The sequence below is a fragment of the Rhodococcus sp. DT1 genome (assembly GCF_049844875.1).
GTDB lineage: Bacteria > Actinomycetota > Actinomycetes > Mycobacteriales > Mycobacteriaceae > Rhodococcus.
Genome location: NZ_JBNCLW010000001.1, coordinates 743042 through 756363 on the forward strand (window position 1 = coordinate 743042; position 13322 = coordinate 756363).

The window sequence follows — 13322 nt, forward strand, 5'->3', positions numbered from 1 at the left end:
TTCGGACCGTCGGTGAAACGGTTGATGCACCGGCTGGTGTCCTACCGCGGTTTCGTGGTCACGGTGCTGCTGGCCACCGTCGGATCGGTGATCCTGTCCGCGATCGCGCCCCGGGTTCTCGGGCACGCCACCGACCTGATCTTCAACGGCGTGGTCGGGCGGATGCTTCCGGCCGGTGCCACGAAGGACGAGGCCGTCGACGGACTTCGCGCGGAGGGGCAGGACACCTTCGCGGACATGGTGGCGTCGATGGACCTCACCCCCGGTGTGGGCGTCGACTTTTCGGCCGTCGGTCGGGTGCTGATGATCGTGCTCGGGCTGTATCTAGGCACCGCGCTGCTGTCGTGGATCGGCGCCTATCTGCTCAACATCGTCGTCGTCGGCACGATCCGGCGGTTGCGCTCGGATGTGGAAGCGAAGCTGCACCGGTTGCCGTTGCGCTATTACGACACCATGCCGCGCGGCGATCTGCTCAGTCGCGTCACCAACGACCTCGACAATCTGTCCCAGAGCCTGCAACAGACCATCTCGCAGGCACTCAACTCGGTCCTCACCGTCGTCGCGATCCTGTTCATGATGTTCTGGATCTCGCCGCTGCTCGCACTCATCGCGCTCGTGACCGTCCCGTTGGCGCTCGGAGCAACGGCCCTGATCGCCCGCAGGTCCAAACCGCATTTTTCCGCGCAGTGGTCCTCGACGGGAAAACTCAACGCCCAGGTGGAGGAAGCCTTCACCGGTCACGACATCGTGCAGGTGTTCGGACTGCAGGCCGAGGTCGAGCAGGAGTTCGACACCCGCAACGACAAGCTCTACAACTCGAGCTGGCGGGCCCAGTTCATCTCGGGCCTGGTGCAACCGGCCATCATGTTCATGGGCAACCTGAATTTCGTGGCGGTCGCCGTCGTCGGCGGACTACAGGTCGCCTCGGGGTCACTGAGCTTGGGGTCGGTGCAGGCCTTCATCCAGTACTCCCGCCAGTTCACTCAGCCGCTCACCCAGATCGGTGCGATGTTCAACCTCCTCCAGAGCGGAGTCGCCTCCGCCGAACGCATCTTCGACATCCTCGACGCCGACGAGCAGACCCCCGATCCCGCCCGGCCGCAGAGCCCGTCGACCGACAACGGGCGTATCGAATTCGAGGACGTGTCGTTCCGGTATGTGCCGGACAAGCCGCTCATCGAGAACTTGTCGCTGGTGGCCGAGCCCGGCCACATGGTGGCCATCGTCGGCCCCACCGGTGCGGGCAAGACGACCCTGGTCAACCTCATCATGCGGTTCTACGACGTCGACTCGGGAACGATCCGCGTCGACGGTGTGGATTCGACCGCCATGACCCGTGACGACCTGCGGGAACGCACCGGGATGGTCCTGCAGGACTCCTGGCTCTTCGGTGGCACCATCTACGACAACATCGCATACGGCGACCCGTCCGCGTCCCCGGAGCAAGTGCGCGAAGCAGCCGAGCTGAGCCACGTCGACCATTTCGTGCGTTCCCTGCCCGCCGGGTACGACACGCTGCTGGACGAGGAAGGCGGCGGGGTCAGCGCCGGTGAACGGCAGCTGATCACCATCGCGCGCGCATTCCTCGCGAAGCCGGTCGTCCTCATCCTCGACGAGGCGACGAGTTCCGTGGACACCCGCACCGAGCTGCTGATCCAGCAGGCGATGGCGACTCTGCGCACGGATCGCACGAGTTTCGTGATCGCGCACCGGTTGTCGACGATCCGCGACGCCGACGTCATCGTGGTCATGGAGGACGGGCGCATCGTCGAGCAGGGCAACCACGAGGAGTTGCTCGCCGCCCGCGGCGCGTACTACGAGCTGTACCTCAGCCAGTTCACCGGCCCGGCGGACTCGGCGGTGGGCGCCGGTCCGGCGTCGACCGTCGAGCATGCGTGACGACCGCACCCCGGCAACGCCGACGAGCGGCCCGACGCCACGAATTCGGCGTCACAGTGGCAGGATCGAGCCCGTGAGTTCCGCGAACCTGACCCGATCCGAAACCGCTGCACGCGCCCGCGCCGTCGACGTGCACTCGTACGAAGTCGAACTCGACCTGCGCGGCGCGGTGGACGCGCAACGCACGAACTTCCCGGTGGTGACGACGATCGAGTTCACGTCCTCGACCGACGAGACCTGGATCGATTTCCTCGGCGACTCGGTCGAGTCCGTCACCGTCAACGGCGAATCCGTCCCCGTGGTGTACGACGGAGCGCGCATCACCATCGGCGGTCTGCGCGAAATCAACGTGGTGAGTGTCGCGGCGACCGGACGATACAGCCGCTCGGGGGAGGGCCTGCACCGGTTCGTCGACCCCGTCGACGGGGAAACCTACCTCTACACCCAGTACGAACCGGCCGACGCCCGCCGGGTGTTCGCGTGCTTCGAACAGCCGGATCTCAAGGCACCGTTCACGTTTGTGGTGGCCGCCCCCGAACACTGGCAGGTGCTCTCCAATCAGGTCGCCGAGCGACAGCGGTCCACCGTGGGCGCACAGACGGTCACCTTCGCGCCCACGCTGCCGATCTCGACGTACATCACCGCGATCGTCGCCGGTCCCTACCATCGCGTCGACGCGATCTGGACCCGGGGCGACCTCGAGGTGCCGCTCGGTGTGTTGTGCCGCGCCTCCTTCGCCGAGTATCTCGACGCCGACGAGATCCTCGAGATCACCGCGCAGGGGATGGACTACTACGCCGATCACTTCGAGTTCCCGTATCCCTTCACCAAGTACGACCAGGTGTTCGTCCCCGAGTACAACCTCGGCGCGATGGAGAACCCGGGATGTGTCACCTTCACCGAGGCCTATGTGTTCCGCGGGGTGGCCACCGACGCGCAACGCCAAGGTCGGGCCAACACGATCCTGCACGAGATGGCGCACATGTGGTTCGGCGATCTCGTCACGATGAAATGGTGGGACGATCTGTGGCTCAAGGAGTCCTTCGCCGATTACATGGGAGCGCTGGTCAGCGCCGAAGCGACCGAGTTCCGTGACGCCTGGGTCTCGTTCGCGAACCGGCGTAAAGCGTGGGCGTACCTGCAGGACCAACTGCCCACCACCCATCCGATCGTCGCCGACATCGTCGATCTCGAGGCCGCCAAACTCAACTTCGACGGCATCACCTACGCGAAGGGCGCCAGCGTCCTGAAGCAGCTGGTCGCGTACGTCGGCCGCGACGCGTTCTTCGACGGCATCCGCCGCTACTTCCGCGCACACGCGTTCGGCAACACCACCCTCGGCGACCTGCTGTCCGAACTGTCCGCGGCGTCCGGACGCGACCTGGCCGAATGGGCCCGGCACTGGCTGCAGACCACCGGCGTGACCACACTGAGCCTGGAACGGGCCGGCGACCGCTGCGAGATCGTGCAGTCCACACCCCGCCCGCACCGTCTCGCGGTCGGTATCTACGACTTCGACGATGCCGGCGACCTCGTCCGTACCGAGCGCCGGGAACTCGATGTCGCCGAGAGCCGCACCCGCCTCGATCTGCCCGACGCACCGCTGACACTGCTCAACGACGACGACCTCACCTACGCGAAGATCCGGCTCGACGAGCACTCGCTCGCCACCGTCGACGAGTCCCTCGACCGGGTCCGTGACCCGCTCGCACGCGGGCTGGTGTGGTCGGCACTGTGGAACGCCACCCGCGACGGAGAACTCGCCGCGGCGCGGTACGTGTCGATGGCACAACGCTTCTCGCCGAGCGAGGAGAACCTGGCACTGCTCGCATCGGTCCTGGCGAACGCACCGGCCGCCATCGAGCACTATCTTCCGGCCGCCGAGCGGCCGTCGGCGCGCGCCGACTGGCTCGAGGCTGTGTGGGCGGGCCTTTTCGCTGCGGAACCGGGGAGCGGGGCGCAGCTGTCCTTCGCGCGGGCGGTGGCCGCGGCGGCCGAGACAGCGGATCATCGCGCCGCCGATATCCGCGGCATCCTCGAGGGCAGCGGGGCGCCTACCGGGCTGGCGCTCGACCCCGATCTGCGCTGGGCACTGTGGACGGCGCTGAGCGCGACCGGGAACGCCGACGAAAGCGACCTCGCCGAGGAGTTGCGCCTCGACGACACCGCAACCGGACGCACCGCCTACCTGCAGGCCCAGGCCGCGCGACCCCGCGCCGATGTGAAGGCCCACGCCTGGGCGTCGGTCCTCGCGGACCGTACTCTCACCAACGATCACCTCGACGCCGTCATCGGGGGTTTCCGGGCGGGTGCGCGGCGCGACCTCACGGCCCCGTACGACGCCGACTACTTCGCGGTGCTCCGCGACACCTGGGCCGACCGGAGCATAGAAATCGCCCGCCGGATCGTCGTCGGGCTCTTCCCGCCCGCCGATACCCTCGACCCGGTGGACGCCTGGCTGGCCGCCAATTCCGAAGCGCCGGCGGCGTTGCGGCGTCTGGTCGTCGAGCAGCGCGACCACCTGGCCCGGGACCTGCGCGTCCAGAAACTCAACACGCCGTGACCGGACTCGATCCGCGGGCCGTCCCGGACGTCGTCTCGGGTGACCTTTCTGCGTCGTCGGCTCCGGCCGTGCCGGACACGGTCGCGGACGCGATGCGTCGTCTGCGAGACAAGGCGGCGTCCGGCAACACCCGCGCGGCGCACCTGAGCGATTGGGCGATCTTCACGCGCTGGTGTGAGAGCACCGGGCACGCACCTCTGCCCGCCACGCCCGAACAAGTGGGATGGTTTCTCACCGAGAAAGCCGCAGAACTCCGGCCCGACGGCCGCTGGGCGTACGCACCGTCGACCCTGTCCCGCTGGGTGTCGACGATCAACAAACTCCACGCCCTCGCCGGTCACCCGCGACCCGGGCAACACGAAAGTGTGCGGGATCTGTTGCGCGGCATCCGCCGTGAGCGCGCCACCCCGCCTGCCCGGCGGACACCGCTGCTCACCGACGACATCCGCAGCATCCTCGCCGACATGCGGACCACCGCGCGCGAGGGCGGATGGCCGGATCGTGCCGCCGAGCGGCGCGATTCGGCGCTGCTGCTCATCGGCCTCGCCGGTGCGCTGCGCCGCAGCGAACTGTCCGCACTGGCCGTCTCGGACGTGGTGCCACACCGTGCCGACGGGCTGTACGTGACGGTGCGCCGCTCCAAGACGGACCGCGAAGCCCGGGGCCGCACGGTGACCGTGCCGTACGGGTCCGATCCGCACACGTGCCCGGTGTGCGCGTACCGGCGCTGGCGCGAGGTTCTCGACGCGTGGGACGACGGGGGCCGCGCCGCGGTCGCCGAACTCCTCGCCGCCGACGGCACGCCCGTCGACAACCACTGCTGCCGCGGCTTTTCCGTCGACACGACGGACGCGGACCGGCCGTTGTTCCGGCCCGTCCACCGCTCCGGGTCGCTCGGCGGGGGAGCACTGACCGGGCAGTCGGTGCACTCGATGATCCAGCGCCGCGCGCTCCGGGCGGGGTTCAGCCCCGATCTGGTCGCGACCCTCGGCGGGCACAGTCTCCGCGCCGGGTTCGTCACCCAGGCGGTCCGCAACGGGGCGACAACTCAGACGATCATGACGCAAACCGGTCACGCCGACGAACGCATGGTCGCGCTCTACAGCCGGCACCACGCCGGACTGGTGGGCAACGCGGTCACGCACCTCGGACTCTGACGGATCCGCTCTCTGCGCAACCGAGCCGCCGCACACTCCGGTGGACTAGCGACCCGCCAGCACGTCGCCGAGGACCCGGGCGGCGTCGGGGAACGATCCGGGGTTCGCTCCGGAATAGTTGAGCCGCAGGTGCGGAGCGGTGGGCTCGGCAGGAAACCACTCGTCGCCCGGCGCCACGACGACACCCCTGGCTTCGCAGTCGCGGACGAGCGCGGGCAGGTCGGTACCGTCAGGAAGCCGTGCCCACAGGTGGAGGCCACCGGGCGGCACCGCCTCGATGTGCGCGGACGGTGCGTGCTCCCGCACCGCCGTGACGAGAAGGTCCCTGCGCGACGCGAGTTGGTGCCGGACCCCGCGAAGATGGGTACGCCAGGCCGGTTGTGAGACGACATCCCAGGCGACCGCCTGAAGCATCCCGCTGACGTACATCGACTGAGCCTGCACCTCGGCGAGGATGCGGTCGCGGGCCGGTCCGCGGGCAACGACGGCAGCGACACGCACGGACGGCGACACACTCTTGGTCAGGGACCGGAGGTAGACGACATGCCCGCTGTCGTCGAGGGCGGCGACCGGGTGCGCGTCGGTGGTGATCCCGAAGTCGTGCGCCCAGTCGTCTTCGATGAGGAAGGCGCCCGCGTCCCGGACCAGGTCGAGTACGCGCTCGGTCAGCGCTGGCGACCATTGCGCGCCGCTCGGGTTCGCGAAATTGGGCTGGGCATAGAACGCCCGGGCGCCGGTCCGCTCGAACGCCCGGGCGAGTTCGTCGGGATCGGGACCGGCGGGGCCACCGGCAACGGGTACGAGGCGGACCCCGGCGCGGGCCGCCGCGAGCATCGCGCCCCAATACGTGGGGGACTCCACCAGCAGCGGGTTCCCGGTTCCGACGAGGGCATGGAACGCGGCGCCGAGGCCACCCTGACTTCCCGGAGTGATGATGACGTCGCTCGCGGACGGGGCAGCCACCCCGAGCGGAGTCGCCGCGCCGAGCTCGCCGGCGAACCACGCCTGAAGCTCCGGAATCCCCGCTGCGGGTGGGCGGGCGATGGCGGCGTCGCTGCGTGCGGCACGCCCGAACGCACCCCGAACGAGTCGCTCCGGGAGCAGTTCTCGATCCGGGTAGCCCGAGTGCAGGGCGATCACGTCGTTCGGGACGCTGCGCAGGGCCGAGGAGAAGCGAGGGATGCGGTGCTGGGGCGTGCCCAAGGCCGCGGTCTGCCAGCCGAAGTCGGTGGAATGCGCGAGGCGGGCGGCGCGCACGAAGGTGCCGACACCCGGACGGCTCTCCACCGCGCCCGTGGCCTGCAGCGCGCGGAGGGCTTTCTGCACGGTCACCGGACTCACGCCGTACTGCTCGACGAGTGCCCGCGTCGACGGCAGTTGCGCGCCGGGCGACGCCGAGGCGATCCAGCGCTGGAGTCCGGCGACGATCCGCGCACTGCTACTATCATTCATGAGACACAAGAGTAGCGCTATCGTTCCCAGTAGGCTTGCGTTATCGTCGCTCGAGCACGGACTCCGGTGGGGGCTGCTCGGAGTGGTCGCATTCTCCTTCACGCTCCCGATGACCCGCTTCGTGGTCGAGAAGGGTGCGATGACACCGTTGTTCGTCGGCGCCGGCCGTGCGGTGGTCGCCGGACTGCTGGCCGCGATCGCCTTGCTGCTCACCCGTCAGGTGCGCCCCCGCGGCTCCCAATGGATACGGCTGACTGCCGTCGCGGGCGGGGTGGTGATCGGCTTCCCCTTCCTGACGTCGTACGCCCTGACGACCGTGCCGGCGAGCCACGGCGCCGTGGTGGTGGCGATCCTGCCCGCCGCGACCGCCGTGGCAGCAGTTCTGCGCGGACGGGAGCGGCCGCCCGCCGCGTTCTGGATCACCGCGGGTATCGGGACGGCTGCCGCGCTCGTGTTCGCGAGCCTGCAGACCGGCGGATTCGCCGGTCTCGAGGGAGCCGACGTACTGCTCTTCGGCGCCGTGATCGCGGCTGCCGTCGGCTACGCCGAAGGCGGATTGCTCTCCCGTGAACTCGGTGCGTGGCAGACCATTTCCTGGGCGCTCGTGCTGAGTACACCGTTCACCGTTGCGCTCACCGGGCTGTCGATGGCAGATCGGATGCCCACCGGCACACTCCCCGAATGGGGCGCTTTCGCGTATCTGGGAATCGTGAGCATGTTCCTGGGTTTCTTCGCGTGGTACCGGGGACTGGCGATCGGCCCCATGGCGCAGGTCAGCCAGATCCAGCTCACCCAGCCCGTCATGACCATCTGCTGGGCCGCGCTGATCCTGCACGAACACCTCACCTGGCCGGTCGTCGGCGGAGGACTCGTCGTGATCCTGTGTGCCGCGACCGCCGTACGCACACGCGCCGCGACCACGTCGCGCTCCCGTCCCGAAGAAAGTTCGCGCCGCGATGTCGAGAATCCGTCACCTGCTCCGTCTCCGTAGTGAGTGCGACCACAATGGGTCACACCGGACACGAGGAGAAGACGATGGCCAAGTACCTCTTGCTCAAGCACTACCGCGGCGCTCCGGCGGCCGTCAACGACGTACCGATGGATCAGTGGACACCGGACGAAGTGTCCGACCACATCCGGTATATGAACGACTTCGCCGCACGACTCGAACAGACCGGCGAGTTCGTCGACGGACAGGCGCTCGCCCCGGAGGGCACCTTCGTCCGGTACGACGGGGAGGGCCGCCCACCCGTCACGGACGGACCGTTCGCCGAGACCAAGGACCTCATCGCCGGCTGGATGGTGATCGATGTGGACAGCTACGAGCGGGCTCTCGCTCTGGCCGGGGACCTTTCCGCCGCCCCCGGCGCCGGAGGAAAGCCGATTCACGAATGGCTCGAAGTACGTCCGTTCCTGACGGCGCCACCCACCGTCACCGAGTGACCCCGCAGTAGACGAAAACGAAGTGAACGACACCGAACTCCGTCACCTCACTCCGGTGGTGCTCGGCATCATCGTCCGCCGCGGAGCAGAATTCGCGGCGGCCGAGGATGCCGTCCAGGACGCACTGATCGAAGCCCTCAGGGTGTGGCCGGACGATCCGCCCGACGACCCCAAGGGGTGGCTCGTCGCAGTCGCCTGGCGGCGGTTCCTCGACGCGACCCGTGCAGACGTGGCACGTCGGCGGCGTGAAGCGCTCGTCGCCCAGGACCTCGAGAGGGCCGAACGCGGTTCCGGTGGTGGAGCATCGGACGCGCGCAGCGCTGCGCCACCGGCTGGGGTGGACGACACCCTCGCGCTCTACTTCCTGTGCGCTCACCCGGTGCTGACTCCGTCGTCGGCGGTCGCACTGACCTTGCGCGCGGTGGGCGGTCTGACCACGCGGCAGATCGCGCAGGCGTATCTGGTGCCCGAGGCGACGATGGCACAGCGCATCAGCAGGGCGAAACGCACAGTCTCCGGCGTGCGTTTCGACCGGCCCGGCGATGTCGCCACCGTGCTTCGGGTGCTCTACCTGGTGTTCAACGAGGGATACTCGGGGGACGTCGATCTCGCCGGCGAAGCGATCCGGCTCGGGCGGCCACTGGCAGCGGTGATCGATCATCCCGAAGTGCAGGGTTTGCTCGCCTTGATGCTGCTGCATCACGCGCGGCGCAATGCCCGGCTCTCGGCGGAGGGCAGCCTGATCCCGCTTGCGGAGCAGGACCGCACCCGGTGGGACACCACGTTGATCGCCGAGGGGATCGACATCCTGCAGGCGGCACTCGCCCGCGACCGGCTCGGCGAGTATCAGGCCCAGGCGGCTATCGCGGCTCTCCATGCCGACGCTCCCACCGCCGAGGAAACCGACTGGGTGCAGATCGTCGAGTGGTACAACGAACTCACGCGGTTGACCGGCAATCCTGTCGTCCGGCTCAACCGGGCGGTGGCGGTCGGGGAGGCGGACGGACCGCGTGCCGGGCTGGCGGCGCTCGCCGAACTGGACGACTCGCTGCCCCGGTACCGGGCGGTCGCGGCGTATCTCCACGAACGTGACGGCGACCCGGCAACGGCGGCCCGGATGTATGCCGAGGCCGCCCGCGCCGCGCCCAACCTGGCCGAGCGCGAGCATCTCGTGCGACAGGCCGCGCGGCTCAACACCGGCCTGTCGCGCTGACCGGGGAACAAAATCGACACCGCGGTGTTGAGGTGGGCAAGGTAGTTGAGAAATCAATTATTTCCGCATCGAGGGAGAAACCACATGCCCGCCGTGACCGTAGACAACATCCTTGCCCTTCCGCGCATCACCGATCCGGTGCCCGCCGCGCAGCCTCGGCCGGTGCTGTCGGTGACCACCGCTCCTCGCGGCTTCGAGGGCGACGGGTTTCCCGTCCACCGCGCCTTCGCCAGCATCGAGATGCGGCACCTCGACCCCTTCATCCACATGGACCAGATGGGGGAGGTGCACTACGCACCCGGCGAACCGAAAGGCACCCCGTGGCATCCGCACCGCGGCTTCGAAACCGTGACCTACATGATCGACGGAACCATGGAGCACCAGGACTCGCACGGGGGAGGAGGCACCATCGCGAACGGTGACACCCAATGGATGACGGCCGGTGGCGGCATCCTGCACATCGAAACGCCGCCGGAGCGCCTGGTGACCAGCGGCGGCCTGTTCCACGGCGTGCAGCTGTGGGTGAATCTGCCCCGTGAAGACAAACTGGTTGCGCCTCGCTACCAGGACATCTCCCGTGACCGCGTCGCCTTGCTGTCCTCCCCGGACGGTGGAGCGCTCATCCGGGTGATCGCCGGCGACCTCGACGGGCACCGCGGACCGGGCTCCACCCACACCCCGATCACCCTGCTGCACGTGAGCCTGGCGCGCGGTGCGCGCGTGACGGTGCCGTGGAATGCGGAGTTCAATGCCCTGGCGTACGTGCTGGCGGGAGACGGCTCCGCCGGTGCCGACCGCCGTCCGATCCACTCCGGGCAGACGGTGGTCTTCGGGCGCGGCGACACCCTGACGATCGACGCGGCCGACGAGCAGGACTCGCGTACCGACACGCTCGAGGTGTTCGTTCTGGGCGGCAAGCCGATTCGTGAACCCGTGGCGATGGCGGGGCCCTTCGTGATGAATACGAAGGCGGAGGTGATCGCCGCGTTCGAGGATTTCCAGGCGGGACGCTTCGGCTCCGTCCCCGCGACCGGCGGACTCCCAGGGCCGGCGCAGTAACTCGGTGCACGCCGTCGCGGTGGCGCGTCGCACCCATGCGTGAGGCGCGCACCCGGCGGGTACCCGGTCCGGGCACGGACCGATCTGCCGCCGGGCGACCGAGGAGAGCAATGGAGTCACGTACAGCGGAGTCACCACGAACAGCGACGGGCAGCGAGGCGGCAGTTCCGGTCGACTCCGAGTTCCACGACCTCGACGCATGGTGGCGCGCAGCGAATTATCTGTCGGTAGGTCAGATCTACCTCATGGACAATCCGCTTCTGCGGGAACCACTCCGGCCCGATCACATCAAACCCCGTCTGCTGGGGCACTGGGGGACCACCCCCGGACTCAACTTCATCTATGCGCACCTCAATCGGGTCATCACCGCCCGCGATCTCGACATGATCTACGTGATGGGCCCCGGCCACGGTGGCCCGGGCCCGGTCGCGGCGGGGTGGCTCGAAGGCACCTACAGCGAGCGTTATCCGGAGGTCTCACAGGACGAGGCCGGGATGGCTCGCCTGTTCACGCAGTTCTCCTTCCCCGGAGGCATTCCGAGCCACGTCGCCCCCGAAACGCCGGGTTCCATTCACGAGGGCGGCGAACTGGGGTACTCGCTCGCCCACGCTTACGGGGCTGCGTTCGACAATCCCGATCTGGTCGTCGCTGCGGTGATCGGCGACGGCGAGGCCGAAACAGGTCCGCTCGCCGCGAGTTGGCACTCGACCAAGTTCGTCGACCCGCGCCGGGACGGCGCCGTCCTCCCGATCCTGCATCTCAACGGTTACAAGATCGCCAACCCCACGGTGCTTGCGCGCATCGACCCCGGGGAACTCGACTCTCTGCTGCGCGGCTACGGCCACGACCCGATCGTGGTGGCCGGCTCCGACCCGGCCGAGATGCACCGGGCCTTCGCGTCGGCACTCGACCGGGCACTGAACCGTATCGACGAGATCCAGGAGCGCGCGCGCCGGACCGGCGATACCGAGCGTCCGGCATGGCCGATGATCGTGCTGCAGTCGCCCAAGGGGTGGACGGGTCCCGCCGAGGTCGACGGCACTCCGATCGAAGGCAGCTGGCGCGCGCACCAGGTGCCGTTCGGCAACGCCCGCAACGACGCCGGGCACCGCATGATCCTCGAAGAGTGGATGCGGAGCTATCGACCGGGAGAACTGTTCGACGACAACGGGGCTCCCGTCCCGCAGATCCGTGACCTGCATCCTTCGGGCGCACGGCGGATGAGCGCCAACCCCCACACCAACGGCGGCGCGATCCTGCGGGATCTCGCGTGCCCCGATTTCCGCGACTACGCCGTCCGCATCGGCACACCCGGAAACGAGACCGCCGAAGCGACCCGGGTGCTCGGCGACTTCCTCCGCGACGTGATGGTGCGCAATCCGAGCACCTTCCGGATGTTCGCGCCGGACGAGAACAATTCGAACCGGCTCAACGCCGTTCTCGAGGCCACCGACCGGACCTGGAATGCCCGGACGGTGCCGGGAGACGACCATCTCGCGCCCGACGGACGCGTAATGGAAGTGCTCTCCGAACACATGTGCCAGGGCTGGCTCGAGGGCTACCTGCTCACCGGACGGCACGGGCTCTTCTCCTGCTACGAGGCATTCGTCCACGTCGTGGATTCGATGTTCAACCAGCACGCGAAGTGGCTGCGCACCACCAACCGCATCGAGTGGCGCAAACCGATCCCGTCGCTCAATTACCTGCTGACCTCACACGTGTGGCGGCAGGACCACAACGGCTTCTCCCATCAGGACCCCGGCTTCATCGACCACGTCGTCAACAAGAAAGCCGAAGTCATCAGGGTCTATCTGCCGCCGGACGCCAACACCCTGCTGTCCGTCGCCGATCATTGCCTCCGAAGCCGCCAGTACGTCAACGTGATCGTCGCGGGCAAGCAACCGGAATTGCAGTACCTCGACATGGATGCGGCCGTCACCCACTGCACCAAGGGAATCGGCATCTGGGAGTGGGCTTCGACCGACGACGGCGCGGAACCGGATGTGGTTCTCGGATGCGCCGGAGACGTACCCACGAAGGAAACGCTCGCGGCGGTCGACATTCTTCTCGGATACTTCCCGGACCTGAAGATCCGCGTCGTCAACGTCGTCGATCTCATGAGATTGCAAGACGACCGGGAACATCCCCACGGTCTGCCCGGCGCCGACTTCGATGCCCTGTTCACCACCGACAAGCCGGTCATCTTCGCCTACCACGGATACCCGTGGCTGATTCACCGCCTCACCTACCGCCGCGCCAACCACGACAACATCCACGTGCGCGGTTATATCGAGGAAGGCACCACCACGACACCGTTCGACATGTGCGTCCTCAACCGGATCGACCGATTCCATCTCGCGAAGGACGTCATCGACCGGGTGGACCGCATCCGTCCCATCGCCGGTCACGCCCGCGAACACCTGCTGAACACGCTGGCCGAGCATCACCGCTACATCCGCACCCACGGTGAAGACATGCCGGAGGTCACCCAGTGGACATGGCGCGGGACGGACGCCGCACGATTCTCGTCGTGAGC

The 13322-nt window shown here is 68.2% G+C and carries 9 protein-coding genes; 8 read left to right on the forward strand and 1 reads right to left on the reverse strand.

Annotation, left to right across the window (positions count from 1 at the left end; all coding sequences use genetic code 11):
* The first annotated feature begins 24 nt into the window (after positions 1-24).
* The 3 genes from ACLQ3J_RS03500 (at position 25) to ACLQ3J_RS03510 (ending at position 5619) form a co-directional block, all read left to right on the forward strand.
* Positions 25-1899, forward strand: a complete 1875-nt coding sequence (locus ACLQ3J_RS03500; protein WP_425902282.1) for an ABC transporter ATP-binding protein — start codon at positions 25-27, stop codon at positions 1897-1899.
* Between the two features lie 73 nt (positions 1900-1972).
* Entirely contained in the window at positions 1973-4462 is a 2490-nt protein-coding gene (pepN, locus tag ACLQ3J_RS03505; RefSeq protein WP_425902169.1) for an aminopeptidase N, read from the forward strand.
* A 92-nt stretch (positions 4463-4554) separates the two neighbouring features.
* Complete coding sequence (locus ACLQ3J_RS03510; protein ID WP_296549687.1) at positions 4555-5619, forward strand: tyrosine-type recombinase/integrase; 1065 nt, start codon at positions 4555-4557, stop codon at positions 5617-5619.
* Between the two features lie 45 nt (positions 5620-5664).
* Here ACLQ3J_RS03510 and ACLQ3J_RS03515 read toward each other — a convergent pair whose 3' ends face one another.
* Positions 5665-7071, reverse strand: coding sequence for a PLP-dependent aminotransferase family protein (locus tag ACLQ3J_RS03515; RefSeq protein ID WP_296549676.1), 1407 nt, complete (start codon positions 7069-7071; stop codon positions 5665-5667).
* Between ACLQ3J_RS03515 and ACLQ3J_RS03520 the strand changes: the two genes are divergently transcribed.
* The 5 genes from ACLQ3J_RS03520 to ACLQ3J_RS03540 all read left to right on the forward strand — a co-directional run bounded on the left by ACLQ3J_RS03520 (position 7070) and on the right by ACLQ3J_RS03540 (position 13320).
* Positions 7070-8062 (forward strand): DMT family transporter, encoded by a 993-nt coding sequence (locus ACLQ3J_RS03520; RefSeq protein WP_425902170.1) that lies wholly within the window; start codon positions 7070-7072, stop codon positions 8060-8062. The two genes, ACLQ3J_RS03515 and ACLQ3J_RS03520, sit on opposite strands and share 2 nt — an antisense overlap.
* Before the next feature lie 44 nt (positions 8063-8106).
* The gene (locus tag ACLQ3J_RS03525; protein ID WP_169622251.1) at positions 8107-8514 is read left to right on the forward strand and encodes a YciI family protein; all 408 of its coding nucleotides are present in this window, start codon (positions 8107-8109) and stop codon (positions 8512-8514) included.
* Positions 8515-8536: 22 nt separating this feature from the next.
* On the forward strand, positions 8537-9727 hold the full coding sequence (locus ACLQ3J_RS03530) for an RNA polymerase sigma factor (RefSeq protein ID WP_425902172.1): 1191 nt from the start codon (positions 8537-8539) through the stop codon (positions 9725-9727).
* Between the two features lie 84 nt (positions 9728-9811).
* The gene (locus ACLQ3J_RS03535; protein ID WP_425902173.1) at positions 9812-10786 is read left to right on the forward strand and encodes a pirin family protein; all 975 of its coding nucleotides are present in this window, start codon (positions 9812-9814) and stop codon (positions 10784-10786) included.
* A gap of 110 nt (positions 10787-10896) precedes the next feature.
* On the forward strand, positions 10897-13320 hold the full coding sequence (locus tag ACLQ3J_RS03540; RefSeq protein ID WP_425902174.1) for a phosphoketolase family protein: 2424 nt from the start codon (positions 10897-10899) through the stop codon (positions 13318-13320).
* Positions 13321-13322: the final 2 nt, after the last annotated feature.

Excerpts from the sequence above, each read along its gene's own strand:
- ACLQ3J_RS03540 (WP_425902174.1), top strand. The coding sequence starts at position 10,897 with ATGGAGTCACGTACAGCGGAGTCACCACGAACAGCGACGGGCAGCGAG.
- ACLQ3J_RS03510 (WP_296549687.1), top strand. The coding sequence starts at position 4,555 with ATGCGTCGTCTGCGAGACAAGGCGGCGTCCGGCAACACCCGCGCGGCG.
- ACLQ3J_RS03500 (WP_425902282.1), top strand. The coding sequence starts at position 25 with ATGCACCGGCTGGTGTCCTACCGCGGTTTCGTGGTCACGGTGCTGCTG.
- ACLQ3J_RS03535 (WP_425902173.1), top strand. The coding sequence starts at position 9,812 with ATGCCCGCCGTGACCGTAGACAACATCCTTGCCCTTCCGCGCATCACC.
- ACLQ3J_RS03515 (WP_296549676.1), bottom strand. The coding sequence starts at position 7,071 with ATGAATGATAGTAGCAGTGCGCGGATCGTCGCCGGACTCCAGCGCTGG.
- ACLQ3J_RS03525 (WP_169622251.1), top strand. The coding sequence starts at position 8,107 with ATGGCCAAGTACCTCTTGCTCAAGCACTACCGCGGCGCTCCGGCGGCC.
- ACLQ3J_RS03520 (WP_425902170.1), top strand. The coding sequence starts at position 7,070 with ATGAGACACAAGAGTAGCGCTATCGTTCCCAGTAGGCTTGCGTTATCG.